Below are 26541 nucleotides of genomic sequence, written 5' to 3'. Positions count from 1 at the left end.
GAGCGGCACCGGCTGCGCACGGTGGTCAGAAGGTCAGGCTCCAGCGGTCGAGGTAGCCGGGGTCGACGGTGAAGATGCCGGGGGTGTTGTCCGTGACCCGCAGCTTCCAGGTGCCGTTGGCCGGGACCGCCGAGGCGTCCACGGTGTACGTGGCGTGCACCTCGCCCTCGCCGGTGTCCCAGTACCAGGGCTTCACCGGGATCTCCGTACCGTCCTCGGCGACCAGGGTGACGATCTGGCCGCCGACCCACGGGTGGACGAGGTCGATCGTCACCTTGAGGTCGCTGGACGCCTTGCCCTTGCGGCCGGTCACGATCAGCGGCGACTCGATCGTCTTCCAGTTGGGGATGTCGTAGCGGGCGGGGTTGACGAAGAAGCGCCCGCCGGAGGCCAGGACGGGCCAGTCGATTCGCACCGTGCGCTTGGCCTTGTGCTGCGCGGTGTTCTCGACGGTGACGGCCGTCTTGTAGGTGCCGGCCTTCTTCGGCGTACCGCTGATCAGGCCGGTGCGCGCGTTGATGGACAGGCCCTTGGGCAACTTGTGCGCGGAGTAGACCAGCCGCCCGGGGCTGGAGCCCACCGCCTCGATCTGACGGGTCATCGGCTGACCGACGGCCACGGGGCGGGTGGAGGGGGTCACGAGGGCGATGTGGTTGACGTAGCGGGCGCCGACGTTGACCGCCGCCCAGGCGTTGCCGACGGCCTCGTAGGTGTCGCTGCCCTGCCCGAACAGGTCGGCGGCCGCCTGGAGGGTGGCAGTGCGGGCCCCGGCGTAGTCGGTGCTGCTGGTCATGTAGGTGGTCAGCGCCCGGTACCAGATGTCGGTCGCGTTGTCCCGGCCGATGCCGGCGACCGGCAGGCCGTCGAAGGTGGGGCTGTCGTAGGCGACGCCGTTGATGGTCTTCTTCCCGCTGCCCTCGGAGAGGAGGTAGAAGAAGTGGTTCGCCGGGCCGGAGCTGTGGTGGACGTCCTCCTTCTTCAGCTGCGGCGTCCAGTAGTCCAGCGACGTGCCCTTGACCGGATCGGCGTCCTTGGACGGCTGGTCCATGTAGCGCAGCGGCTTCCCGGTGCCGCGGACGTCGGCGAGTTCGCCCATCATGTAGTCGGGGACGTCGGCGGGGTTGTCGGCGGCGAACTCCACGGCCGTGGCCATGATGTCGCTGGTCGCCTCATTGAGGCCGCCGGACTCCCCGGTGTAGGTGAGGTTGGCGGTGGCGAAGGTGACGCCGTGCGTCATCTCATGGGCGGCGATGTCGAGTTCGGTGAGCGGGTGCTCGTTGCCGCGGCCGTCGCCGTACGTCATGCAGAAGCAGCCGTCGTCCCAGAAGGCGTTGGCGTACGAGTCGCCGTAGTGGACGCGGGAGAACGCCCCGACACCGTTGTCGGCGATGCCGTTGCGGCCGAAGCGCCCCTTGTAGAAGTCCCAGGTCTCGCGCTGGCCGTAGGCGGCGTCCACGGCGGCGGTCTGGCGGTCGGAGAGCGTGCCGTCGCCCCAGACGTCGTCGTCGTCGGTGACCAGGTTGCCGATGCCGCCCACGCCGGTCAGGTCGTACGTCTTGTGCCCGCCGCGCTCCGGGTCGGTCAGCTCGTAGACGCCGCCGTTGTTCACGGTGCCGATCTGCACCTGGCCGCTGTACTGGCTGTTGCCGGTGCCCGAGCGGATCTCCTCGACGCTCTGGAGCTCCTTGCCGGTCGCGGCGTCGGTGACGACGTTCAGCCGGCTCGGGGTCCCGTCCTTCTGGGTGCCGGTGACGGAGGACTGCCAGGCGAGGGTGGGCTTGCCGTCGCCGAGGAAGACGACCAGGCGGGGGGCGCCGTCCGCGGCGGGGTCCTGGGTCCGCTCGCTCTTGGCGGCGGAGAGGGCGGACTTCTTCGCCTTCGCGGCGCTGACGGCGGCCTTCGTCGTCGGCACCGTGACCCGGGCCGCCGACGCCTTGCTGACGGTGCGTCCGCCGGCCCGCTCGTGGACCACCAGATCGCCGCCGACGACCGGAAGACCGGCGTAGGTGCGCTCGTAACGGGTGTGCACCGTACCGTCGGCGTCCTTGATGACGTCCTTGGGTATCAGCGCTTCCTTGTCGCCCAGCTGGAGGGCGCGGGCGGTGGCGGTACGCCCGTCGGACGCGGCCTTGAGCAGCTGCTTGCGCTGCGCGGCGGAAAGGGCGACGGAGCGCGCCCCGGGCCGGGACTCCGCGACGATCTTGCGCGGTGCCGTCCCGTCGCCCTCGGACACGGCGGCTGCGCCGGTGGCCGGGAGGAGGGGGGTCAGCAGTGCGGCCAGGGTCACGGCGGCGGTCGCCGCGACGCGGCCGCGTGCTCCGCGCGCACGGCGGGTGGGAGAGGGATTCGGCGGTGAACTGGCGCCCGTGACAGCGGGATGGTTCGTCACTCGTGGAGCTCCTTGTGCCCGGCCGCGTGAACGGCCGTCGGGGACGGGAACATTGGAGGCCCTTGATGCCTCCGCGAGATGACGTGCGAGTGATGCTCGCGCGACGTGGGGGATCGTTTCAGCATGGTCGTCCACTGTCATCACTGCGGAGATCATTGTCCGAAAGTCGGTCAGCCGCTCACCGTGGGAGCGGTCCCACGGCGAGCCGACCACGTGCGGATTTACGGTGCGGCAACAGTGAAGTGACGATGCCGAGCGAATAGTTCCAGCCACGGTGGCGGACAGGCCACACCGTCCGGATGATGCGGATCTGCGGACCTTTTCCCTGATCAGTGCGGGGCCGCCGAGGCCGCCATCGGCATCCGGCGGCTCAACTCGACGGTGCCGCCGAAAATTTCGCGCCAGCTCCCCGCGGGCTGCGGCCCGGGGCGGGGCGGGGCGGCTACTCCTCCTCGGCGGCCGGGACGGCGTAGCCCGGCACGGACGGCCAGCGGACGGTCAGCACCGTCGAGTCCTCCTCCGCCACCCACGAGTGGTCCACGCCCTTGCCCCAGACGACGTAGTCCCCCTGACGCGCCAGCACCACGGACCGCCCGGGGAAGTCGACCCGGAACCGCCCGCTGACGAGGACCTGCAGCGCCGTCCGCTCCTCGCCGCGCACCCACTCCCCGCGCTCGTCCCCCGCCGGATGGACGCCCCACTTGATCTCCACGGCGTCACTGTGCCGGGGGTCGCCCGCCTCCTTGAAGTGCCCCAGCAGCCACCCCTTGTCGAGCGGCGCGTCCTCACCGGCATTGCCCACGTAAACGCTGTCGTCCATGGCGGGACGCTAACACCGCGGCGCGACCGTCCTCGGCGCCCGGCGGCGTGCGTGCCTCAGTCCGCCTCGCGGGGTTCGCCCATCGCCATCTCGGCCGTCACGGCCCACCGTTCGTGGCCCCGCCAGGCGCCGTCCAGGTACTGGAAGCGCGGGGAGTACCCCTCGCGCTCGAAGCCCAGCCGCTCCACCAGCCTGATCGACGCCACGTTCGCGGGCTGGATGTTGGCCTCCAGCCGGTGCAGGCCGAGGTCGCCGAAGGCGTACGCCATCACGAGCCGGAGCCCCTCCGTCATGTAGCCGCGACCCGCGGTCGACGCGTACGCGACGTAGCCGAGGGCACCACTCTGAATGGTGCCCCTGACGATGTTGTTGATGTTGACCCCGCCGACGATGGCGCCGGTCCCGGGGAGGCAGATCACGAATCCCTCGTGCGTCGGGTGGTCGAAGCGCCCGACCCAGGCGCGGAAGGACTCGGGGGTGTGCTCCCACGCGGGCACCCAGGGCGCGTGCAGTGCGGCGCTCTCCCGGGAGAGCGCGCCGATCTCTTCGTGGTCCCGTGCGGTGATCCGCCGGATGGCCACCCGGGGGCCGTGCGCGAGGAAGGTGTCGTCAGCCATCGCGCGATCGTAGTGCCGCCGGCCCCCGTGGTACCGCTTCCCGACGAACGGCGTTCACCCGCGGGCCATCCGTGCGTGGACGTGGGCGGTGGGCGCCGAAGCGCCGGCCGGCCGCCGGTCTGCCGGTGTCGCCGTCGCCGTCTCCGGGGGAAGCACCCTCACGTTCGGAGGGATTCACCGGGCCGCAGGTACCGGTACCCGTGGTCGGTCCGTTCCGCGAGCCAGCCGTTGACGCTGCCGAGTCCCCGCTCGTTGATCTGGCCGTCGTGGATCCCGAAGGCCCGGCGCGGTGCGACCGCGTTGACGAAGTCGATCGCCTCGGTCGTCTTCAGCCAGGAGGCCTGGAGCGGAACCATGAGCGTCTCGATCGGCTGCCCGGGCACGTGCAGGGCGTCACCGGGGTGGTAGACGGCGTCGTCGATGACGTAACCGAGGTTGGCGCAGGCGGGCCGGCCCGCGTGGACGGGCGCGTGACGGCCGCCGACCGCGCGCACGCGGAAACCCGCGGCGGTGAACTCCGAACCGGGGGTGACGCGGATCGCCTCCAGCCGCGGGACGTCCGCGTCGGCGGGAACGTGGACCGGTACGCCGAGCCCGGCCAGGCGCAGGACGTCGATGTGGTCGATGTGCTCGTGCGTCACGAGTACGGCGTCCGCCCCGGTCAGCGCGGCCGGCTCGCTCCACGTCCCGGGGTCGACGACGAGCACGCGCCCCTCGTGCTCGATGCGCACGCAGGCGTGGGTGTACTTGGTGATCCGCATGGCCCGAACGTAGCGGAGCCCGGACGGCCGTGTGGTTGGATCGCACCGCACCGCATCCGCGCACCCGCCGGGAGGGCACGATGGGGACCCGCGCCGTTCTCTTCGCCTTGGACGAAACCGACTCCGCACGCATTCTGGCCTGCGAGGACGACGACGCGCTGACCGCGGTCGTCGAGGAGATCGAGGAGCGCTGGGACAGCGACCACCTGTGCGAACTCGACTCGTCCTGGGACGCGTTGCACCGGTGCTTCACGGACGGTGACCTGAGCTTCGACAACGGCGAGTTCCCCCTGTCGCACGTCATCCTCGGCGGGGTACCGCTCCACGAAGAGGACGACTACATCGTCTGCCACGTCACCGCGGACCAGGTTCCCGAGGTCGCGGCGGCCCTGGAGCCGCTGGACGCCGTATGGCTGCGCGAGCGCTTCGCCACGCTCACCTTCGAGTCCTACCAGGGCACCGGCGACGCGGAGGACCTGGCCTACACCGAGGCGTTCCTGCCCGGGCTGAAGGACTTCTACCGGGCGGCGGCACGGGCGGGCCGTGCCGTGATCTTCACCGTCGACCAGTAGGCCTCGAGGAGCGGGCGGGGCCGGCTGGGCGACCGGTGCGTCAGACCCCCTCGGCCAGGCGCCGCGCGGCGGTCCGCGCGCCGTCGGTGCGGACGGTGCCGGCGACGGACCGGGCCCGGTCGGCCACCTCCGGGGCGAGGGCGGCGCGGAGCGCCGTGCGCAGCGGGTCCGCTGCGGGGGCGCCGGCGGGATGGGCGCTGCCGATGCCGAGCCGGGCGACGCGGCCGGCGAAGTAGAACTGGTCGAACATCTGCGGGAGGACGACCTGCGGTGTCCCCGCGGCCGTCGCCGCGGTGGTCGTGCCGGCGCCGCCGTGGTGCAGCACCGCGGCGACGCGCGGGAAGAGCGCCCGCTGGTTCACCTCGCCGATCGTCAGGCAGTCGGGACCGTCGTCCACGGGCGCAAGATCGGCCCAGCCCCGGGACACGACGACGCGTCGTCCGAGCGCGCGGGCGGTGCCGATCACCGTGCCGGCGACGCCGTCCGGTGCGCGCACGCTGCCGAAGCCGCAGTAGACGGGTGGCTCCCCGGAGTCCAGGAACGCCTCCACCTCGGGGGACAGCGGCCGGTCGTCCGGGAGCAGCCAGGCGCCCGTCTGGAGCACGTCGAGTGATGCGGACGGCTGCGGCCAGGGGGCCAGCACCGGGTCCGCGGCGAGCCACGGGGAGGCGGTGAAAATGTGGGCGCGCACGTCCTCGGCCGGCGGCAGTCCGGCGGCGGCGCGGCGGGCGTTGAGGGGGCCGGCCCACAGGGCGTTCCAGCGTGCGGCGTCCTCGGCCCAGAGTGCGCGGTGGTCGGCGTTCCCGGCCGCGGGTCGCTGCCCGAGCATGCCGAAGACGGGCGGTGCGTGCCGCTCGGAGGGCAGGGTGACGGGGGCGAACGCCGCGTACACGTAGCCGATGCCCCGCTGTTCGGCCACCGAGCGGGCGGCGACGGCCAGGGCCCCGCCCGCCACGACTGCGTCGCAGCCCTCGGCGGCCGCGCCCACGGCCTCGAACTGCGCGGCGACCGTGCCCTCGATCATCAGGCGCCGTTGCTCCGGGGTCGGAATGGTTCCGGCACTCTGCTTCGCGGTCCCGCGCAGTTCGGGTCCGACGGGCACGTACGTGATTCCCAGGGACCCGGCCCACTCACGGAAATCGGGAGGCGCGCACACCACCGCCTCATGCCCCATGGCCTTCAATTCCACCGCCAGCGCGACCAGCGGCTGGACTTCGCCGCGTGTCCCGATCGTGGACAACAGAAAACGCATCTCGCTCCCGTCCTGCGCCATTTCCCGGCGCGTGAGGAGCGATTTTCGCCCCCTATGGGGGCCTTGCGGCAAGGCCCCCCGTGCGCTATACGGTGGAAACGCGGGAATGCGCCGGGCGTGCCGGACTTCATCGAGTCCCGCCCGCACGGCGGATTGCGCCGCACCCTCCCGGCGACCTCGGAACCCATCGCGACCGCGTGCCGCGCGATCCCCGCCTGAAACGTTCTCATCCACGCCCCGCACCCGCCGCGGAGGTCCGGCGCAGGCTGTCGGCACGCCCGCTCCTGACGGCCGTGCAGGCCTCCCCCATCACACCCGTCGAGGTTCGCGCCCGCCGGGACCTTGCCCCCACCCGGGACCTCGCTGTAGCCTCCGCGAAGATTGAAACGGTTCAATGTACGGTTCGATCAGCAGCGCGGTGCATCTCGGCACTGATCACTCCGGGATGAAAGGCACCTCCACCTCTCACTCCGGGGAGCTACGGAACCATGCACGACGACAGCAACCGCCCCGAGGCCGCCGGGGTTTCCCGTCGCAGCCTCCTCATCGCCACCGCCGTCGCGGGAACCGCGGCGGCGCTGGCCCCCGCACTGCCCGCTGCCGCCGCCGAAGCGCGGACCGGGACCGGGACCGCGGGCGCGGGCGGCGCGGCGGGCGCGTTCGCCGAGCCGGGGAGCGCGGTGCGGCCGAAGTTCCGCTGGTGGTGGCCGGACGGGCTGGTGGACCCCGACGAGATCAGACGCGAGGTCGACCAGATCGCCGACGCCGGGTTCGGCGGCGCCGAGATCGCCGCCGTCCACCACAGCGTGAAGGACACCTCCGTCCTGGACACCGAGCACCACGGCTGGGGCAGCCCCGCCTGGGTCGCCGGTGTCCACGCGGCCTTGGACCAGGCCCGCCGACGGGGCGTCACCATCGACCTCACCATCGGCCCCAGCTGGCCCGCGGCCGTCCCCGGGATCACCCCCGACAGCGACGCCGCAGTGCAGGAACTCGCCCTCGGCGCCCTCACCGTGGCCGCCGGGACGGCCTACTCGGGCCCCGTGCCGGCCCCCGCCGCGGCCCCCGCGTCCGGAGTCACCCGTCAGCGGCTGCTCGGCCTGCTGGCCACCCGGATCGCCCCCGAGAACGCCACCCGCAAGGAGACCGGCCTGGACCGCGCGAGCGTCCAGGACCTCACCGCGCACGTCGCCGACGGCGCCGTGGACTGGACCGCGCCCGGCGGGGGCGACTGGGTGCTCACCGCCTTCTGGCAGCGCGGCACCGGGCAGACCCCCGAGGGCGGTCCGCACACCTCGCCCACCGCGTACGTCGTGGACCACTTCAGCGCGGCCGGCACCGCCGCCGTCACCGGGTTCTGGGAACGGAACCTGCTCACCAAGGAGATCAGGGGCCTCCTCAAGAGCGCCGGCGGCGTCCTGTTCGAGGATTCCCTGGAGATCGAGACCAAGGCGCTGCCCTGGACCCCCGGGCTGCCCGCCGCCTTCGAGAAGCGCAACGGCTACCCGCTGCTGCCCGTCCTGCCCGTCATCGCGATGAGCGGCGGCAACCAGGTCTACGCCTACGACGCCGTCGCGACCCGCCAGATACGGCACGACTTCTGGGACACCGTCAGCGACCTGTACAACAACCACCACCTCACGGCGCTGCGCGACTGGGCGCACTCGCTGGGCCTGGGGATGCGCGCGCAGCCGTACGGCCTGCAGACCGACGCCATCCGGTCCGCCGCGCTGCTGGACATCCCCGAGGGCGAGTCGCTGGGCTTCAAGAACCTCGACGACTACCGCTGCCTGGCCGGCGGCCGGGACATGGCGGGCCACACGGTGCTGTCCTGCGAGGCCGGCGCCTACACCGGCTCCGCGTACAGCACCACGTGGGAGAAGTTCCTGCGCACCATGGGCGGCGCGTACGCGGCCGGCGTCAACCAGACCGTCGTGCACGGCTTCTCGTACGCCACGCTGCCCGGGGTGAAGTGGCCCGGCTACGCGGCCTTCACCCCCTACAACGGCACCGTCGGCTACGGCGAGTCCTGGGGCCCGCGGCACCCGACCTGGCGGCACGTCACCGACGTGTCCGGGTACCTGTCCCGGGTGCACCACGCCATGCAGCGCGGCACCTCCCGGATCGACGTCGCCGTCTTCCGGCAGACCGGCTACACCGCGACGGGGATCGGCGCGTCCTGGTTCACCTCGACGGGCGTGCCGCTCGGCTGGACCCACCAGTTCCTCAGCGGACCCCTGCTGGACCTGCCGTCGGCGAAGGTCCGCGACGGCCGGCTGGCCCCCGACGGCCCCGCCTACCGGGCGCTGTTCGTCGAGGGCGACTTCTTCTCCGGCTCGGCGGTCACCCTCACCCTCGCGGACGCGCGCCACCTGCTGCGCCTGACACGGGCCGGGCTGCCGGTCGTCCTGCTCGGCGACTGGACGACGGTCACGACGCCCGGCGTGGAGGACGACTCCACCCTGCCGCAACTCCGTGCTCTCGTCGCCGAGTTGCTGGCACAGCCGCGGGTCCGGCAGGTCACCGACAAGACGGCGGTGGGCCAGGCCCTCACGGACCTCGGTCTGGTGCCCGACGTGAGCTACGCCGTGCCCTCGACGCTGCTCACGATGCACCGCTTCGACGAGGGCGTCGACTGGTTCTACCTCGTCAACGGCAAGCACGCCGAGACCGTGAAGCCCCCCGTCGCCGCGATCGACCACGCCGTCACGGTCCGCCGCACCCGCTCGGGCGCGGTGCCGTACCTGCTGGACCCGTGGACGGGCGAGGCCCGGCCGCTGGCCCTGTACGCGCAGGACGGCGACCTGTTCACCTTCCGGGTGGCGCTGCAGCCGGCCGAGTCGATGGTCGTGGCCTTCGCACCGCCGGGACGGTTCCACGGCAAGCCCGGCCGTACCCACGCCGTCACCACGGACGCGGACGACGTGCGCTTCGACGACGGCCGGCTCGTCCTGCGCGCCCGCGCGGCCGGCACCTACACCACGGCGCTGTCGCGCGGGGGTTCGGTCGGCACCGTGGTCGGGGAGGTGCCCGCGCCCCGGGAGCTCACCTCCTGGACCCTGGACGCGGAGGACTGGCGTCCCGGCGCGGACCCTGACCGCACCACCGTCGTCCGGCACCGGATCGCCCTCGACGCCCTGGCGCCGTGGAACGCCATCCCGGAGCTCACGGACGCCGCCGGCATCGGCCGCTACCGCGCCACCGTCGAACTCGACCGGTCCTGGAGCGGCGGCCTCGGCGCCCTGCTCGACCTCGGCGAGGTCACCGACACCTTCCGGGTCAGCGTCAACGGGCGGCCGGCACCGGTCACCAGCCACATCAACCCCGTGGTGGATCTCGGCGGGCTGCTCCGCCGCGGCAGCAACACGATCGAGGTCGAGGTGGCCACGCCGCTGCTCAACCGGCTGCGCGTCAGCGACCCGTCCGTGTACGGCGGTGCCGCCTCGCAGCGCACCGGGCTCGTCGGGCCGGTGCGGCTGGTCCCGTACGCCCAGGCCGTGGTGGGCCGGGACTGACGGGTCCCGGTCCCGTCCCCGGGGTTCCCTGCCGGCCGGCGCACGACCGGCGGGGCCCCCGGGCACCTGGTTCAATGGCCGCGGAGGTGAGGGACCATGGTGTCCACCGACCGGCTGCTCGCGTTCGCGGCGATGTCCCTGCTCGTCATCGTCATCCCCGGGCCCAGCGTGCTCTTCGTCATCGGCCGCGCCCTGGCGCACGGCCGCCGCACCGCCCTCGCGTCGGTGCTGGGCAACTTCATCGGCTCGTACCTGCTGGTGGTGGCCGTGGCGTTCGGCCTGGGCTCGCTGATCGAGCGGTCCCTGACGCTCTACCTGGTGGTGAAACTGGCCGGGGCCGCCTACCTCGTCCTCCTCGGCGTGAAGGCGTTCCGGCACCGCCGGGAGCTCACGGTCGGCGCGATGGACGGCGGCCCGGAGCGGCCCGTCCGCGGCGACCTGCGGACCGTCGCGGACGGCCTCGCGGTCGGGGTCACCAACCCCAAGGGCATCGTCTTCTTCGCCGCCGTTCTCCCCCAGTTCGTGGACCACTCCGCCGGGTCGCTGCCCGCGCAGATGCTGCTCCTCGGCCTCGTCCCCATCGGCATCGGCCTCGTCAGCGACACCCTGTGGGGTCTGACCGCCTCCGCCGCCCGCGTCTGGCTGGGCCGCTCCGACCGCCGCCTGTCCGCGATCGGCGGCGCCGGCGGGCTGGCGATGATCGGCCTCGGCGTGACGGTGGCCGCGACCGGGCGCGCGGACTGACGGGCCGGTGCCCGGCCCGTTCAGATGTGAGCCCTGATCTGCCGGACGGGGTGGCCGAGCGCTTCACCGACGGCTGCCAGTTCGTCGTCGCCGAACCAGGCACGGCGGGGGTTCCACACGGCGATCTCGAAGCGCGCGAACCCGCACGGCCAGTCGTAGCGCAGTTCGTCCAGCACCGTGGCACCCCCGCAGCACGGGACGATCAACCGACAGCGTCACGAAGCCCTCGTCCCGGTGCGCGTCCAACACGGCCGACCACCAGGCGGTGTCGACGGGGCCACCGCACGGGCAGCCGATGGCAACCAGATTGCCGCCGCACTCGACCAGCGTGATGGTGTCGTACCGGCTGACCTCGATCTCGATGTCCGCACCGTCGGGATCCCCGGGTTCCAGCGAGGCGACGAGGGCGGCGGCACGCTCTGCCGCGTCACGGTCGGGCTGCCATCGGGGGTCGGTCGGTATGACCGACAGGACGCCGTCGCTCACGGCTGTCGCTTCCTGCTTCCGGGCTCACGGGATCCGGTGGGGGAACGCGTGAACGCTATCGGCCGCCCCTGACACAACCGCGTTGCCCCGGTCCGGCGCCGTGGACCAGAATCCGCCCCATGACCTCCGCAATGCGCCACATCACGATCGACTGCGCCGACGCCCACCGTCTGGCGAGCTTCTGGTCCCTCGTCCTGGACCGTCCGCTCCACGAGGACGACAAGCCCGGTGACGAGGAGGCCCTGATCGAGGTCGACGGCGGCCCCGGCATCCTCTTCGTGACCGTTCCTGACCCCAAGACCGTCAAGAACCGCGTGCACCTGGACGTCCAGCCGCAGGACCGCACCCGGGACGAGGAGGTCGAGCGCCTCCTCCTGCTCGGCGCGACGCAGGTCGACGACCGGCGCCGCCCCGACGGCACGGGCTGGGTGGTGCTCGCCGACCCGGAGGGCAACGAGTTCTGCGTGGAGCGCAGCGCGGCGGAACGCGCGGGCTGAGCCGGCCGGCGTTTCGGCCATCACCGCCACGTGCGGAGTGCCGGTGCGCCAAGGGTCGGTGTACGGCACAAACGCCGTGCCCCCGACGTGACAACGCCCCCATAACGGCTGAAAGCGGCCCGGTCGTCGGGCCCCTCCTGCTCGTTGGACCCGGTGGAACGGCCATTGCCCGGCCCGCCCGTCACCCACGCGACAGGAGTGTTCCGTTGGCCTACACGAGCCGGACAGCATGGGACGAGCACTACACCGCGGGGCGGGATTTCCGTCGGCTCACAGCAACGGAACGCGACCTGCTCGCCGAGCACGTTCCGGCCGTGAGCGGGTCGCGCGCGCTGGACGTGGGCTGCGGCACCGGGGAGCTGGCCCTGCACCTGGCGGGGCTCGGGTACGCGGTGGACGGCGTCGACTTCACGGAGAGCGCCCTGGAGCGGGCCGCACAGCGTGCGTACGCCTTGGAGGGCGTGCGGTGGTTGTGCGGCGACGTCGAGCGCGAGGCCCCCGCCGAGCTGGACGAAGCCGGCTACGACCTCATCACGCTGCGCCTGGTGGTCGCGTTCCTCCGTGATCGTTCCCGCGTACTGCACCGTCTCGCCGCCCGCCTCCGCACCGGGGGTGCCCTGGTGGTGATCACGCCCCTGGCCGCGAACACCCCGGAGGAGCGGAGGAGCATCGCCCTGGACGAGGACGAGATCGGCGTCCTCGTCGAGGGGTGGGCCTCGGTGGACCGCTTCGACGCCGAGGGGCTCGCCGTGCTCGTGCTGCGCGATCCGCGCCCGGCGTTCACGGCCGTGGAGAAGGCGGGCGAACCGGACGCGGCAGCGGTCGCCGGTGCGTGCGTGGTCGTCACGGACGGCTGCGGCCGCGTGCTCCTGGGGCGTTCCGCCGAGGGCATGTGGGAACTGCCCGGCGGCCGCGTCGAACCGGGCGAGACCTTCCCGGAGACCGCGGTACGGGAACTGGCCGAGGAGACCGGCCTGTCCTGCGGGACGCAGGACGTCCATCTGGTGGCGATCCTCCACGACGACCGCGGCCGCGTCCGCCGCCTCTCCGCCGTCGTCCGGGCCGTCTCCTGGTCCGGCGAACCCACCGTGCGCGAGCCGGACCGCTTCCTCCGGTGGGAGTGGCACGAGCTGCACGCCCTCGCCGCGCTCGGGCCTGTCTTCGCGCCGTCCGCGCAGGCCCTCGCCACCGTATGGCCCGGCGTCGTGCCGGACCAGCCGTCCACGACGACCTATGAGACGGCCGGCCGGCAACCCCCGGTCGAGGGCGAACCGGCACCGGCGGCGCGGTTGCGCGAGCGCATGGCCGACCACGTGGTCCGTGGCGGCTGGGCCCCCTCGCCCGGGGTCCAGGAGGCCCTCCGGTCCGTGCCGCGGCACAGGTACGTCCCCGAGAGCCCGCCGGCCACGGCGTACGACCACGATCTCGCCGTCGTCACCCGGCGCACGGCGAGCGGGGAGTCCGTCAGCTCCGTCTCCGCGCCGTGGCTGCAGGCCGACATGCTCGAGAAGATGCGCCTGGAGCCGGGCATGACGGTGTTCGAGGCCGGATCCGGGGGGTACAACGCGGAACTCATCGCCCACGTCGTCGGTCCGGCAGGAAGGGTCGTCACGGTCGACGTCGACCCGTACGTGGTCCGTCGCACCAGGCGCCTCACCGCGGAGGCAGGGAGCGGCCGCGTCACCGTCGTACTCGGCGACGGCGGGCACGGGGCGCCGGGTCACGTCCCGCGGGGCGGTTTCGACGCGAGTGTGATCACCTACCGGACCTGGGACGTCTCCCCCGAGTGGGTCCGTCAGCTCGCCGACGGGCGGTACCTCGTCCTGCCTCTGGAGATCCACGGCTACACCCGCGCCATCGCCCTCCAGAAGGAGGGTGAGGTGCTGCGCTCCCGCGGATGGACGTACTGCGGATTCGTCCGCGACCGCGGGGCCGCGGCACGGACCCTTCCGGTGGTCGACCTTGCCGGCGCCGGGCTGCAGCTGCGCTTCGGGGACGGCACCGTGCCGGACACGGCCGGCGTCGGGGACACGCTGCGCGGCGGGCGTCATGAGTTGAGGGCCGGCGTCACCGTCGCGGCCGAGGAGTCCCTGGAGACGCTTGAGCTGTTCGCGGCCACCACGTTGCCCGGCTTCTGCCGCCTGGTGCGGGGCGGTTCACGGCGTCCAGGGCGCGTGGCCCTTCCCAGGAGCGGGGACGCCGCCGCCGTGGTGGCGGATGGCTCCCTCGCCCATCTCACCCACGCCGAGGTCCCGGGCGGGCCGGAGGCCCGGGGGCGGCGCCTGGAACTCGTCGTCCACGCCTACGGCGCGGCCGGGCCCCTGTCGGCCGAGCGCCTGGTCGCATGCGTGCGCGCCTGGGACCGGCGCGTCCGCGGCACCGGGTATCCGGCCCTGTCCGTCCATCCCGCGGGCACCCCGGACCACGAACTCCCGGCGGGACACGTGATCGACAAGGTCTTCACCCGTCTGGTCCTCCGGTGGCCCGGCACCGCCGCGGATGCCTGATCCGGCCCCTCACCCCGCCACGGCAGTCCGCGCGAAGTGGTCGTGGTCGTCGAGGACTTCGGTGATGACGTGCCGGTTGACCTCGGCGCGGGCCGGGTCGGTGGTGAGGGTGTCGGCGAGCACGAGCAGTGACTTCCACAGGGCCCAGCCGCGGGCGCGGGCCCAGGTGGCGGGGTCCTGGCGGACCGTGCGGCGGAACGCCTCGCGGCCGGCGCCGGAGAACATGGTCCAGGCGATGACCAGGTCGCAGGCGGGGTCGCCGACGCCGGAGGTGCCGAAGTCGATGACGGCGGCGAGTTCACCGCCGCGGACGAGGAGGTTGCCGGAGGCGATGTCGCCGTGGAACCAGACGGGTCGGCCGTGCCACTCGGCGGCGAGGGCGGCGTCCCAGACGGCGCGGGCGCGGGCGGTGTCGACGTGGCCGTCGAGGAGGGCCAGGCAGCGGCGGGTTTCCTGGTCGTAGTGGGCGGGCGACGCGCCCCGGTACCAGCTGTGCGGGCCGGCGGACGGGCCGCCGGTGGGGTCGCAGCCCTGGAGCGCGAGGAGGAACTCGCCGAGGTCCACGGCGAACCGGGTGAGGTCGGCGATGCGTTCGGGCGCGGCGGTCTCGCCGGGCAGCCAGCCGCGTACGGACCAGGGGAAGGGGTAGCCCTCGCCCGGGGCGCCCATGCCGAGGACGGACGGGACGGCGACGGGGAGCGAGGGCGCGAGCCGGGGCAGCCACTCGTTCTCCTTGGCCACCGCGGGGACGTAGCCTTCGGCGGTGGGCAGACGGACCGTCATGGCGTGCCCGAGGCGGTAGGTGCGGTTGTCCCAGCCGTCGGCCTCCACCGGGGTGACGGGCAGGTGGCCCCATTGCGGGAACTGCGCCGCGAGCAGGCGCTTGACCAGTGACGCGTCGATTCCGGCGCGGCCGTCGGGCGGGGTCGTGATCATCCCGCGATGATCACCCGTCGTGTCCGCCCGCGGCAACGGGTTATCGGGGACGTGGGGCGCCGGCGGGCCGGGAGGGGGGTGGCCCGGCCCGCCGGCGGAGCGGAGTGTGGTCCGCTACGGGGTGATGGTCCAGTTCTCGATGTAGCCGGTGTCGATCGCGACGGCGTCGCGGACGCGGAGCTTCCAGGTGCCGTCGATCGTCTCGGCGGAGGCGTCGACCGTGAAGGTCTGGTCGACGTTGTCGGCGGACCCGCCGGTCTGGTTGAGCAGCGGGTAGGTGCTGCCGCTGGGCCCGACCAGGTCGACGACGAGGTCGCCGCGCCAGGTGTGGACGATCTTCACGTGGACCTGGGTGACGGCGGAGGCGTGGCCGCCACGCCCCGTCACGGTGATCGGCGACTCGACGGCGGCCCCGGCGTCGGGGATGTCGACGCGGGTGCTGTTGCCGTAGACGTAGGCGACCGTCCAGGTGAACGCGGTGGAGGCGGTGTCGCCGGTGCTGTCGGTGACGGTGACCGTGACCTCGTGGGTGCCGGTGGAGTCCGGGGTGCCGGAGATCAGGCCGGTGTCCCGGTCGATGCCTACGCCGTCGGGCAGCCCGGTGGCCTCGTACTCCAGGGTGGCGCCGGCGTTGCTGGTGGTCGCCTCGACCTGCAGGGAGACCGTCTGGCCGACGCCGCTGATCTGGTCGCCGGGCGGGATCAGGTCAATGCCGTCGACGATGCGGCGGCCGACGTTGATGGCCGCCCAGGTGTTGGCGACAGTGATGTACGTCGGGCTGTAGGCGCCGAAGAGGTCGGCCGCGGCCTGGAGGGTCGCGGTGCGGGCTCCGGCGTAGTCGGTGGTCGAGGTCATGTACGTGGTCAGTGCCCGGTACCAGATCGCGGCGGCGTTGGCGGCGCCGATGCCGGGGACCGGGACGCCGTCGTAGGTGGGGCTGTCGTAGGCCACGCCGTTGACGGTCTTCGGGCCGCTGCCCTCGGCGAGCAGGTAGAAGAAGTGGTTGGCCGGGCCCGACGAGTAGTGGACGTCGACGCCGCCGAGCGAGGACGACCAGTAGTCGCGCGAGTCGCCGTCCTTGGAGGGCTCGTCCATGTAGCGCAGCGGGGTGCCGTCGCCGTTGATGTCGATCTCTTCGCCGATGAGGTAGTCGGGGGTGTCGGCGGCGAGGTCCGCGTGGAACTCGACCATGGTGCCGAAGATGTCGGAGGTGGCCTCGTTCAGGCCGCCGGACTCACCGCTGTAGTTGAGGTCGGCGGTGGCGCTGGTGACGCCGTGGCTCATCTCGTGCCCGGCCACGTCGATGGCGGTGAGGGGGTGGGTGTTTCCCGAGCCGTCGCCGTAGGTCATGCAGCGGCAGGTGTCGCTCCAGTAGGCGTTGACGTAGTTGCTGCCGTAGTGGGTGCGGCTGTAGCGCCCGTCGCCGTCGTTGTAGATGCCGTTGCGGCCGAAGGTGTCCTGGTAGTAGTCCCAGGTGGCGCCGGCGCCGAAGTGGGCGTCCACGCCCGCGGACTGGCGGTTGGCGGCGGTGCCGTCGCCCCAGACGTCGTCGGCGTCGGTGAAGAGGGTGCCGGTGCCGGAGGAAGTCGTGTTGTTCAGGTCGGTGGTGTAGTGGCCGCCCCGGGTGCGGTCGCGGAGCTCGTAGGCACCGCCGGCCTCGGTGGTGCCGAGGGGGACGGTGCCGACGAAGGCGCCGGTGCCGGTGCCGGTCTTGACGCCTTCGGAGCGGGAGAGCTCCTTGCCCGTGCGGGCGTCGGTGACGACGTGCAGTTCGCTGGGGGTGCCGTCGGCCTGGGTGGCGGTGACGACGGTCTCCCAGGCCAGTGCCGGCCTGCCGGTCGCGGCCCAGACGACGAGCCGCGGCTCCCCGGCCGCGCGTGGCTTTCCGGTCCGGGGCGCGGCGGCGAGGGCCTTCTTCCCGGCGGTGGCCGCCGCGACCGCGGGCCGTGTGCCGGGCACGGACAGCGTCGCGTCGGTGGCGCGGTCCTGGGTCAGCCGGTTGCCGTCGCGGTGGACGACGAGGTCGCCGCCGAGCACGGGGAGTCCGGCGTAGGTGCGTTCGTACCGCGTGTGCACGGTGCCGTCGGCGTCCTTGGCGACGTCCTTGACGACGAGTCTTTCCTGCTGCCCGAGGCGCAGCGCCTTGGCGGTCGCGGGCGCCGCGGAGCCGGCCTCGCGGATCAGCGTGGCGCGGGCGGACGGGGACAGACGCGCGGGGAACGCGCCGGTGTGGGGGGATGCGACGATCGTCGTGCTGCCCCGTCCCTGGCCGGTGGCGAGCGCCGGGCCTGAGGGAAGGGCCGCGCCGAGCAGTGCGGCGGCGGCGGTCAGGGCGACGGCGGTCGCCCTGGCGTGACGGGGCAGGGTGCGTAAGTGGGACAAGGAGTTCTCCTCCTGCGGCGGTCGGCTGACGGTGGCCGTGCGGACCCGTCGGCGGGGTGGGCCGGGCGGGGCGGAGCTCGCAGTGCGGGATGACGCCGTCCGTGTGCGGGTGCGGACACAGCGTGACATCGGGATGACATCATTGTCATGGCGGCAACAAATCTTGTCCGAAATCGATCAGCGTTCCGCCCGCTCCCCGGACAGCGGCGGGCCGATGGCCACCGGCCCGCCGCGGACGGCATGCCCCTCAGGTCGCCGTGGCGGCCGCCGCCGCACGCCCGGCCTGACGGCCGGAGAAGAGGCAGCCGCCGAGGAACGTGCCCTCCAGGGAGCGGTAACCGTGGACGCCGCCACCGCCGAAACCGGCGACCTCACCGGCGGCGTACAGACCCGGCACCGGCTCCCCCGCCGCGTCCAGGACCCGGCCGGACAGGTCGGTCTGCAGTCCCCCGAGCGTCTTGCGGGTGAGGATGTTCAGCCGTACCGCGATCAGCGGTCCCGCGGCCGGGTCCATGATCTTGTGGGCCGTGGCGGTACGGCTGAGGAAGTCGCCCGGGTACGCCAGGGCGTTGCGGATCCCCATCACCTGGGCGTCCTTGGTGTACGGGTTGTCGATCTCGCGGTCGCGGGCGTCGATCTGCCGCTTGAGGTCGGCCAGGTCGATGAGGTGGAGTACGGCGACGCCGTCGAACGCCACGTGATCAACGGATACCGCACGGCCGAGCAGGAACTGCCGCCCGCCTCCGACGGCCTGCGGGCGCGGGTGCTGCGCCGGCTCCTGACGGGCGGCACCCCGCCGCCGGCAGGGGACCTGGCGCGGGCCGGGCTCCGGGCCGGCGGCACGTACCACTGCCTCGTCGCGGACGGCCTCGACGCCGCCGGCGCCCGCCGCCTCACGGACCGGGTCACCGCGCTGCGCGGGATCGCCGGACGGGTCGAGGGCCGGCCGGCGGGCCTGCTCCCGCGGATGCCCGCGCGCGGGGAACTCGGGCCGGAGGCGGCCGGCGGGCTCGTCGTCCTCTCCCCCGCCGTTGCGCCGGACGAACTGCCGCCCGTCCACCGGCTGTGCGTCCGCGCGCTGACCGCCGGCGGCCGGCGCGGACGGCTCGGGGTGCGGCAGCTGACGGACTTCGCCGGTGAGATCGCGACCGGGGAGCAACCGCTGCTGGGCTCGTTCCTGGCCGGCAGGCTCCTGGGCGCCCTGGATCCTTCGGACGCCTTCCATCGCCAACTGGCCCTCACCGCTTTGGCGTTCCTGGACCACGGACGGCGTCTGGACCAGACGGCGGCGGCACTGTTCACCCACCCCAACACCGTGCGCTACCGGCTCGGCCGGCACCGGCAGATCACCGGTGAGCCGCCCGCGGACGCCACGTCCGGGCCGCTGGACGCCCTCCACTGGTGGTGGGCCCTGACGACGTGGCTGGGGCCGGACCGGGAAGCCCCCTTCACGGACTAGCCGGGGGCGGCCCCTCCGCCGGGCCGTCGGGCCGCTTCCGGCGGCGCGTCAGCAGGTGCCGCGTCGCCGCCTCGCCCGCGAGGATGCCGAGCAGCCCGGCGAGCGAGATCCACGGCGGGGCGGGCGACATGACGCCCATGAGCCAGTACAGGAAACCCGCCAGGGCCCCCACGGAGAACGAGATGAGGCACCGGGAGAGCAGGGACCTCACGCGAGCCACTCAGGCACGGAGGAGCCGATCAGGAGGCCGGCCAGGCCGACGAGGCAGATGAACGGCGGCGCGGGGGACGGGACCCTGAGGAGGCCGTACATGATGCCGACGACCAGGCCCGCTCCGAAGGACGCGGCGTAGCCCACGCCGACCCCCTTTCCTTTTTGCCGGATATGAGGATTTCCGTCCCTTTCTAGCAGCGCGGATGGCGCCCGGTCGTGCAGCGCGGCGTCAGGTGGCCCCGTCCGGACGGCGGGGCCACCGGCGCGTGCCACCGACGCCTCGGCGCCCGCCGGGCTCGCAACGGTGCGCCGCGCCATCGGTCCGGCCGGCAACTTCCGCACGTGAGGACGGGTTTGACGACCCCAAACCCGTACGGTCGCACTGCGGACGTGGGAAAGATCACCTCGCACGCCCTGCCCCCGTCCCCGGGTTTGGGGCCAGGATGCGACCGCCCCCACCGGGGCAGTCGGAACCGTCGTCGGGCCGACCCCGGCCCCACGGAACAGCCAGGGGATCCCTTGAGACCATCACCCAGACGCTGGGGCGTGCTCGCCGCCGCCGGCGCCGCCCTCCTGTCGATGGCGCAACCCGCCGCCCTGTCCGCCGCCCAGGCCGCCTCGCCCGGGAGCGCCGGCTCCGACGCCCCGGCCGCACGGGGCAACGTGCCCGCGGGCGTCCACACGGTCACCCTGATCACGGGTGACATCGTTATCACCCGGCAGTCCGGTACCGCCGGAGGCACCGTCGAGGTGCGCGGCGCGGGCGGGTCCCAGAGCCGCGCGCACATCATGGAGTCCCGCGGGGACCTCTACGTCTATCCGGAATCCGCCCTCCCCTACGTGGCGGCGGGCACCCTGGACCGGCGCCTGTTCAACATCAGCAAGCTCGTCGCGGACGGCTACGACGACGCGCACCTCGACCATCTGCCGCTCATCGTCTCCTACGGCACCGCCGCCGGCCTGCGCTCCACGACGCCGCCCGGTGCCACCCGGGTCAGGGACCTCAGCAGCGTCCAGGGTGCCGCCCTCACCGAGGACAGGGACCGGTCCGCCGACTTCTGGCAGGCCGTCACCTCCGCGCCCGGTGCCGGATCGCGCGCCGCCAAGACCACCTCCGGCGACACCCCCGCCTTCGGCTCCGGCATCGCCCGCATCTGGCTCGACGGCAAGGTCGAGGCCGATCTCGCCGACACCACCGCCCAGATCGGCGCCCCGCAGGCGTGGTCGGCCGGCGACACCGGCAAGGGTGTCGACGTCGCCGTCCTCGACACCGGTGTCGACACCGGGCACCCGGACCTGTCCGGCCGGATCACCGCCACCCGGACCTTCGTCCCGGACGAGGACGTGACGGACCGCAACGGGCACGGCACCCATGTCGCGTCCACCATCGCCGGCACCGGGGCCGCCTCGGACGGCAAGGAGAAGGGCGTCGCCCCCGGCGCGGACCTCCACGTGGGCAAGGTGCTGGCCGACTCGGGCTCCGGCCAGGACTCCTGGGTGCTGGCCGGTATGGAATGGGCCGCGGTGGACCAGGACGCGGACGTCGTGAGCATGAGCCTGGGCTCCGACACCCCGTCCGACGGCACGGACCCCCTCAGTGCGGCGGTCGACCGCCTGAGCGCGCAGACCGGAGCGCTGTTCGTCATCGCCGCGGGCAACATGGGTACGCCCGGCAGCATCGGCGGGCCGGGAGCGGCGGACGCCGCCCTGACGGTGGGAGCCGTCGACTCCTCCGACGACGTCGCCTGGTTCTCCAGCCAGGGTCCGCGCGTCGGCGACGGCGGTCTCAAGCCGGAGATCACCGCGCCCGGCGTCGACGTCCTGGCGGCCCGCTCGCAGTACGCGCCGGAGGGCGAGGGCAGCTACCAGACGCTCAGCGGCACCTCGATGGCCACCCCGCACGTCGCGGGCGCCGCGGCCCTGCTCGCGGCCGCGCGCCCGGGGCTCACCGGCTCCCAGCTGAAGGACCTGCTGGTGAGCAGCTCGAAGCAGACCCCGCAGTACGACGCGTTCCAGGCGGGCAGCGGGCGGGTGGACGTGCCCTCGGCGCTCGGCGCCGAGGTGTTCGCCTCGGCGACCGCGTTCACCGGCCAGGCCGAGGCCGGTGACGGTGCCGCCGCGGTCGCACGCCCGGTCACGTACACCAACACCGGGGGTTCCCCGGTGACGCTCGCCCTGTCCGTCCAGGCCCCGAACGCCCCCGCGGGGCTGTTCGCGCTGTCCGCGTCCCGGGTCGTCGTGCCGGCGCACGGCACCGCCGAGGTCACCGTCACCATCGACGGTTCGAAGGCGACCGGGAACGGCCGCTGGTCAGGTCAGGTCGTCGCGGCCGACACGGCGGGGAGGACGGTCACCCACACGGCGGTGTCGCTGGGCGACGCCGCCCACAGGCTGACGATGGTCCTCAAGGACGGCGAGGGCAAGCCCATGTCCGGGGTCGTCGAGGTGCTGCGCTCCGGCGACTTCGACCCGGCGTTCTACCTCGTCGACCAGACCGGGCGGCTGGAGACCTGGCTCCCGGACGACGTCTACTCCGTACTGTCCTTCAAGGACGTGCGCGGCGTGCACGGTCCCCACTCGATGGGCATGGCACTGCTCGGCGACCCCGAGGTCGTCATGGACCGCGACCGCACGGTGACGCTGGACGCGACGAAGCTCCAGCGGGTCGACATGACGACACCGCAGCCGACCGAGGTGACCTACCAGCGCCTGGAGTACAACCGCGCGATGGGCGGCGGCAGCTGGCGCGACTACATGGAGACCCAGACCAGCTACGACAGCCTCTGGGCCCAGCCCACCACGCACGAGGTCACCCACGGCGACTTCCACCTCGGCGCCCGCTGGCGCAAGGAGCAGCCGGCGCTGTCCGTCACCGCCGGGAACGACGCGTTCACCGACGTCCTGCGGCAGGAGGACGTCACCGCACTCGCCCAGGGCCACTATGCGTTCCCCCTGGTGGCCGCCGGTGACGGCGCGAGCGCGGACTACGCCGGGCTCGACGCGCGCGGCAAGGCGGTGGTCGTGCGCCGGGGCGGCACCGTGGGCGACGCCGAACAGGCCGCCGCGGCGGTCGCGGCGGGCGCCAGGCTCCTGCTCGTCGTGAACGACCAGCCGGGACGCCAGCTGCGGAGCTACACCGACGACCCCTTCACGCCCGCCCGGATCGACGTCGCGCTGCTGAGCACCGACGAGGGCGAACGGCTCCTGCGCCGCGCGTCGGCACGGGGCGCCGTGCTGAAGGTGGGCTCGCAGCCGGTCAGCCCGTACGTCTACGACCTCATGTGGACGTGGCACAACGAGATCCCCGGCCACCTCGTCGTCAAGGGCGGCAAGAAGAACCTGGCCCGGGTCGACGTCACCTTCGACAGCCCCGACCCGGCCCAGGGCGGCGGCGAGTTCCGCTTCGACTGGCCCGTGTACTCCAACTGGGGCATCGGCCTGACGATGCGGGAGCCGGTGAACTCGCGACGGGTCGACTGGGTCTCCACCGGACCGGGCTACTCCTGGGGCCAGGAGGCGTACGTCGACGGTCTGCTGTACGAGGTCGAACCGCGCACCACGTACCGGGCGGGCAGCCGGCACAGCCAGGAGTGGTTCAAGCCCGTCGAGCGACCGTACCTCAACGACAACTACAAGCTGCCGACCCGCAGCGGCAGTTGGCTGGCCTTCGACATCCCCGCATGGGGTGGCGCGGACCACGTCGGCATGTCGATGGACTACGAGCGCACACGGCAGACGCTCACGCTCTACCAGGGCGGCACGCGCCTGGGCCAGAGCACGACCAACACCAGCATGGGGGGCACCGCCCCCGGTACGGGCCGGCTGCCCTACCGCCTGGTGCTGGACGCGAGCCGTGACGCCTCGGTGAGCCCCTACTCCGCCACCACGCACACCGAGTGGGAGTTCACGTCCAAGGCCCCGGCGGGCGACGACGCGGCGGTGCTGCCACTGCCGCAGATCGACTACGGCATCGCCACGGACGCGGACGGCAGGGCCGCCCGGAACGACGCGCTGTCCGTCACGGCCGCCCACCTCCCGGGCGCCGTCGGCGCGGGCTCCCTCGCGGCCGTCTCCCTCGAGGTGTCCTACGACGACGGGCGTACCTGGCGGAAGACCGCCTGCGGGCACGACGGCCGCTTCAAGCTGTCGGCCCCGAAGCAGGCCCGGTTCGTCTCGCTCCGGGCGCGTGCGCACGACTCCGCGGGCAACGCGGTCACCCAGACCGTGATCCGGGCCTTCGGCCTCCGCTGACGCGGGGCGCCGGATCCCATCGGTGCGGGCGGGCCTCCTGACGGCCCGCCCGCACCGCCGTGCACGGGGCCGGATCGGAAGACGCGAGGACCCCGCGGGCGACGGCCCGCGGGGTCCGGGCGTGGAGGGGGCTCAGGCGGCGACGCCGGCACCGGCCTGGGAGAGCTGCTCGATGACCTGGGTCAGACCCTCGACGACCGCGGAGTCGTCCGCCGGGTGCGTCTGCGCGAAGCGGGTCACGGAGCCGGGGATGGAGAGCTTGGCGTCCGTGAGGACGGAGGCGCCGGCGATGCCGGCCGCCTTGCGGGCCTCGTCCTGGGCCCACACGCCGCCGTACTGGCCGTAGGCGGTGCCGACCACGGCGACCGGCTTGCCGGACAGGGCACCGGCACCGTGCGGGCGGGACAGCCAGTCGATGGCGTTCTTGAGGACGGCCGGGATGGTGCCGTTGTACTCGGGCGAGAACAGCAGGAACGCGTCGACGGCGCCGGCGGTGGCGCGCAGACGGGCGGCGGCCTCGGGCACCGCGCCCTCGACGTCGATGTCCTCGTTGTAGAAGGGGACCTCCGCCAGACCCTCGTAGAGCGTGATCTCGACGCCCTCGGGAGCGTGCTTGACGGCGGCCTCGGCGAGCTGGCGGTTGTGCGAACCGGCGCGGAGGCTGCCGACGAGGGCGAGGATGCGGACGGACATGGGCGAACTCCCTGCTAGGAACCGAAAGCGGACCGTGGTCCGGTTACATGTTGTACCAGCCAAACGGACCGCGGTCCACTTCTATTCCCACCGCTACGCTGTGGCCATGACCGAGCCGCACCGCGCCGTCCTCCCCGTGCGCGACGCCTCCGCCGGACCCGCCGGCCTCACCCTCACACCGGCGGGCGAGCCACCACGGCTGCGCGCCGACGCCGCACGGAACCGCAGGCGCCTGCTGGAGGTGGCGGCCGAACTCGCCGCCGAGCACGGAGCGGCGAACGTGACCATGGAGGCCGTCGCCGCCGCGGCCGAGGTCGGCAAAGGGACGGTCTTCCGGCGTTTCGGCGACCGGACGGGGCTGATGCTCGCGCTGATCGACCACATCGAGCAGCAGATCCAGGCGGCCTTCCTCACCGGTCCGCCGCCCCTGGGACCGGACGCCCCGCCGCTGGAGCGGCTGCGCGCCTTCGGTCCCGCCGTGATGCGCCACGAGCACGCCCATCGCGACCTGTACCTCGCCGCGCGCCGGGAGCACAGCCGCCGCTTCAACCCGTCGTACCAGCTCAGGCTCACGCACCTGACCCTGCTGCTCCGGCAGGCGGGCGCCCCCGGCGACGTCGAACTGACCGGGCACACGCTGCAGGCCTACCTCGACACCGTGCTCGTGGAGTACCTGCTCACGGCCCGGGGCATGCCCATCGAGCGGCTGGACGCCGGCTGGCACGACCTCGTCGACCGCCTCGGCACACCGCGGTAGCGCCGTCGCCGGACGTCAGCCGGGCCGCGGTGCGACGCCCCGGCCGGTCGGCCCCGTCGAGCCGCCGTCGGCTCCGCGCGGACGTCCGGCCCGCCGCCGCGGCGGCGGGCCGGTGAGCGGTCAGGGATTGCAGCCGGGACCGGTGGCCGGGTTGACGCAGGCGTCGGTGCCGGGTCCGCCGTTGTTGGTGTTGGTGCCGGGACCGCCGGAGAGGGCGTCGTTGCCGGCGTCACCGAAGAGGGCGTCGTCGCCGTCACCGCCGGTCAGGGCGTCGTTTCCGTCACCGCCTTCGATGCGGTCGTTGCCGGCCCCGCCGGTCAGCGTGTCGTTGCCGGCCCCGCCGCAGATCAGGTCGTCACCGCCGCGGCCGTCCACGACGTCGTTGCCGCCCAGGGCGAAGATCACGTCGTTGCCGGGGGTGCCGAAGATGACGTTGGCACTGTTGGTCCCGGTGATGGTCGGGGTGACGGTGGCGCACGTCGCCGCGGAGACCGTCAACGTGAAGGCCTGCTGCGCCGTTTGCGCGGGGGCCGTCTCGGAGGCGGTCACCGTGAAGGTGAACGCCCCGGCGGTGGTGGGGGTCCCGGCGATCTGCCCCGTGCCCGGGTTCAGGGTGAGGCCCGGAGGCAGCGAGCCCGAGGTCACCGCGAAGGTGGGCGCGCCGACGCCGCCGGAGGTGGCGATCGTCGCCGAGTAGGGGTTGCCGGCCACGCCGCCGGGGAGCGAGGTGGTCGTGATCACCAGGTCGGGTACCTGGTAGGTGATCGTCACCGATGCGGGGTCGGACGCCGTCGCGGACGTCCCGCCGGCCGGGACGCGGTTCGACCCGCCCCCGCCGCCCGCGGCGCCCAACGAGGCCGAGCCGCTGACCGCGCAGCTCCCTCCGCCGCCCCCGCCGAACCACCCGCCACCGCCTCCGCCACCGCCGAATCCGATACCGCCTCCGGCCCCGCCGAGCCCGGCCCCACCCGGGCTCCCGGTGCCGCCGTTGGCGCCGACGCATGCCGCACCGCCCACCCCGCCCACGGTCGCGGTTCCCCCGCCGCCGCCTCCGGCGGCATTGACCACCGCCCTGGTCTCACCGGCCTCGCCGGTGTCGCCACCGGCGCCGCCGGCTGCCCCGCCCCCGGATTCGGCTGCCCCGCCGCCGCCTCCTGCGGCCACGATCAGGCGCGGGTCCGTGGCCGGATCACCGGTCAGGACGCAGGCGGCGCCGGCCGAACTGCACGTGGCCACATCACTCCCCCCACCACCCGCTCCGCCTCCCGCGGCGGGCGCCGCGCCGCCCCTCGCGACGTTGGCGTAGAGAGTGCTTCCGCCCGTCACGGCGACGGACCCGGTCACCGTGGCCCCCGACCCGCCGGCGTTGCCGCCGCGGGCGCCGACGGCCGTGACCGTCAGCGAGGTCACCCCCGCGGGGACGGTGAAGGCGTGCTCGCCCGGAGAGGTGAACGTGATCGTCACCGGCACGCTCGCGGCGGCCTCCCCGCCGGGGACGAACAGCGGACCGGCGGCCAGGAGCCCCGCGACCACGAGCCGCCCGGATCGACGGGAGCATCGCCCGGGCTGTATTCGGCCGCTCCTCCCCCGAAGGCCCCGGCCCCCGGGGGACGAAGGAGGGGAACCATGGTGACGAGACAGCAGGAGTGCGAACAAGTGTGCTCCCGGTGATCGGACGGCAGCGGCCACG

20 protein-coding genes and 1 pseudogene are annotated in these 26541 nt (G+C 73.5%); 8 read left to right on the top strand and 13 right to left on the bottom strand.

What is annotated here, in order from left to right:
• Nucleotides 1-25 precede the first annotated feature (25 nt).
• From ACFYYN_RS15730 to ACFYYN_RS15715, 4 genes are all read right to left on the bottom strand, one after another.
• Nucleotides 26-2287 carry a M4 family metallopeptidase gene (locus ACFYYN_RS15730; RefSeq protein ID WP_500546245.1) on the bottom strand — a complete coding sequence of 754 codons (2262 nt, stop codon included), beginning with the start codon at nt 2285-2287 and terminating at the stop codon, nt 26-28.
• Nucleotides 2288-2831: 544 nt separating this feature from the next.
• Nucleotides 2832-3209 carry a cupin domain-containing protein gene (locus ACFYYN_RS15725; RefSeq protein WP_499515817.1) on the bottom strand — a complete coding sequence of 126 codons (378 nt, stop codon included), beginning with the start codon at nt 3207-3209 and terminating at the stop codon, nt 2832-2834.
• 56 nt (nt 3210-3265) lie between these two features.
• The gene (locus tag ACFYYN_RS15720; protein WP_500324608.1) at nt 3266-3826 is read right to left on the bottom strand and encodes a GNAT family N-acetyltransferase; all 561 of its coding nucleotides are present in this window, start codon (nt 3824-3826) and stop codon (nt 3266-3268) included.
• A gap of 158 nt (nt 3827-3984) precedes the next feature.
• On the bottom strand, nt 3985-4587 hold the full coding sequence (locus tag ACFYYN_RS15715; protein ID WP_500546244.1) for an MBL fold metallo-hydrolase: 603 nt from the start codon (nt 4585-4587) through the stop codon (nt 3985-3987).
• 80 nt (nt 4588-4667) lie between these two features.
• On the opposite strand from ACFYYN_RS15715, the gene ACFYYN_RS15710 reads away from it, so the two are divergent.
• Nucleotides 4668-5159, top strand: a complete 492-nt coding sequence (locus ACFYYN_RS15710; RefSeq protein WP_500546243.1) for a DUF1877 family protein — start codon at nt 4668-4670, stop codon at nt 5157-5159.
• Nucleotides 5160-5199: 40 nt separating this feature from the next.
• Here the strand turns inward: ACFYYN_RS15710 and ACFYYN_RS15705 are convergent, their stop codons facing one another.
• Nucleotides 5200-6411 carry a glycosyltransferase gene (locus ACFYYN_RS15705; RefSeq protein WP_500546241.1) on the bottom strand — a complete coding sequence of 404 codons (1212 nt, stop codon included), beginning with the start codon at nt 6409-6411 and terminating at the stop codon, nt 5200-5202.
• Nucleotides 6412-6899: 488 nt separating this feature from the next.
• On the opposite strand from ACFYYN_RS15705, the gene ACFYYN_RS15700 reads away from it, so the two are divergent.
• Complete coding sequence (locus tag ACFYYN_RS15700; RefSeq protein WP_500546240.1) at nt 6900-9926, top strand: glycosyl hydrolase; 3027 nt, start codon at nt 6900-6902, stop codon at nt 9924-9926.
• A gap of 96 nt (nt 9927-10022) precedes the next feature.
• The gene (locus ACFYYN_RS15695) at nt 10023-10670 is read left to right on the top strand and encodes a LysE family translocator (protein WP_500546239.1); all 648 of its coding nucleotides are present in this window, start codon (nt 10023-10025) and stop codon (nt 10668-10670) included.
• Between the two features lie 20 nt (nt 10671-10690).
• Here the strand turns inward: ACFYYN_RS15695 and ACFYYN_RS15690 are convergent, their stop codons facing one another.
• Nucleotides 10691-10846, bottom strand: coding sequence for a hypothetical protein (locus tag ACFYYN_RS15690; protein WP_500546238.1), 156 nt, complete (start codon nt 10844-10846; stop codon nt 10691-10693).
• Between the two features lie 429 nt (nt 10847-11275).
• Here ACFYYN_RS15690 and ACFYYN_RS15685 point away from each other — a divergent pair, with 429 nt between their 5' ends.
• Together ACFYYN_RS15685 and fxlM are read left to right on the top strand one after the other, a co-directional pair.
• On the top strand, nt 11276-11653 hold the full coding sequence (locus tag ACFYYN_RS15685; RefSeq protein WP_500546237.1) for a VOC family protein: 378 nt from the start codon (nt 11276-11278) through the stop codon (nt 11651-11653).
• Between the two features lie 206 nt (nt 11654-11859).
• Complete coding sequence (gene fxlM / locus ACFYYN_RS15680) at nt 11860-14160, top strand: methyltransferase, FxLD system (protein ID WP_500546236.1); 2301 nt, start codon at nt 11860-11862, stop codon at nt 14158-14160.
• Between the two features lie 9 nt (nt 14161-14169).
• Here fxlM and ACFYYN_RS15675 read toward each other — a convergent pair whose 3' ends face one another.
• The 3 genes and pseudogenes from ACFYYN_RS15675 to ACFYYN_RS15665 all read right to left on the bottom strand — a co-directional run.
• Complete coding sequence (locus tag ACFYYN_RS15675; RefSeq protein WP_500546235.1) at nt 14170-15096, bottom strand: aminoglycoside phosphotransferase family protein; 927 nt, start codon at nt 15094-15096, stop codon at nt 14170-14172.
• Nucleotides 15097-15210: 114 nt separating this feature from the next.
• On the bottom strand, nt 15211-17478 hold the full coding sequence (locus ACFYYN_RS15670; protein ID WP_500546234.1) for a M4 family metallopeptidase: 2268 nt from the start codon (nt 17476-17478) through the stop codon (nt 15211-15213).
• 247 nt (nt 17479-17725) lie between these two features.
• A pseudogene (locus ACFYYN_RS15665) lies at nt 17726-18148 on the bottom strand (FAD-binding protein); the annotation flags it as partial.
• Between the two features lie 297 nt (nt 18149-18445).
• On the opposite strand from ACFYYN_RS15665, the gene ACFYYN_RS15660 reads away from it, so the two are divergent.
• Entirely contained in the window at nt 18446-18937 is a 492-nt protein-coding gene (locus ACFYYN_RS15660) for a helix-turn-helix domain-containing protein (protein ID WP_500546396.1), read from the top strand.
• Here ACFYYN_RS15660 and ACFYYN_RS15655 read toward each other — a convergent pair.
• Together ACFYYN_RS15655 and ACFYYN_RS15650 are read right to left on the bottom strand one after the other, a co-directional pair.
• Entirely contained in the window at nt 18927-19148 is a 222-nt protein-coding gene (locus tag ACFYYN_RS15655) for a DUF1427 family protein (RefSeq protein ID WP_500546233.1), read from the bottom strand. The two genes, ACFYYN_RS15660 and ACFYYN_RS15655, sit on opposite strands and share 11 nt — an antisense overlap.
• The gene (locus ACFYYN_RS15650) at nt 19145-19294 is read right to left on the bottom strand and encodes a DUF1427 family protein (protein WP_500546232.1); all 150 of its coding nucleotides are present in this window, start codon (nt 19292-19294) and stop codon (nt 19145-19147) included. The genes ACFYYN_RS15655 and ACFYYN_RS15650 overlap by 4 nt, the downstream gene beginning before the upstream one ends.
• Before the next feature lie 375 nt (nt 19295-19669).
• Between ACFYYN_RS15650 and ACFYYN_RS15645 the strand changes: the two genes are divergently transcribed.
• Nucleotides 19670-23401, top strand: coding sequence for a S8 family serine peptidase (locus ACFYYN_RS15645; protein WP_500546231.1), 3732 nt, complete (start codon nt 19670-19672; stop codon nt 23399-23401).
• 132 nt (nt 23402-23533) lie between these two features.
• Here the strand turns inward: ACFYYN_RS15645 and ACFYYN_RS15640 are convergent, their stop codons facing one another.
• Nucleotides 23534-24094 carry an NAD(P)H-dependent oxidoreductase gene (locus ACFYYN_RS15640; RefSeq protein ID WP_500546230.1) on the bottom strand — a complete coding sequence of 187 codons (561 nt, stop codon included), beginning with the start codon at nt 24092-24094 and terminating at the stop codon, nt 23534-23536.
• 106 nt (nt 24095-24200) lie between these two features.
• Between ACFYYN_RS15640 and ACFYYN_RS15635 the strand changes: the two genes are divergently transcribed.
• A complete protein-coding gene (locus ACFYYN_RS15635; RefSeq protein WP_500546229.1) occupies nt 24201-24851 on the top strand; it encodes a TetR/AcrR family transcriptional regulator in 651 nt (216 codons plus the stop codon).
• A gap of 120 nt (nt 24852-24971) precedes the next feature.
• Here the strand turns inward: ACFYYN_RS15635 and ACFYYN_RS15630 are convergent, their stop codons facing one another.
• On the bottom strand, nt 24972-26384 hold the full coding sequence (locus ACFYYN_RS15630) for a calcium-binding protein (protein ID WP_500546228.1): 1413 nt from the start codon (nt 26382-26384) through the stop codon (nt 24972-24974).
• Nucleotides 26385-26541 lie beyond the last annotated feature (157 nt).

The sequence above is a fragment of the Streptomyces sp. NPDC001902 genome (genome assembly GCF_042891295.1).
Classification (GTDB): Bacteria; Actinomycetota; Actinomycetes; order Streptomycetales; family Streptomycetaceae; genus Actinacidiphila.
Note: the sequence above shows the minus strand (reverse complement) of the source record. Positions and strands in the feature narration are given on the sequence as shown.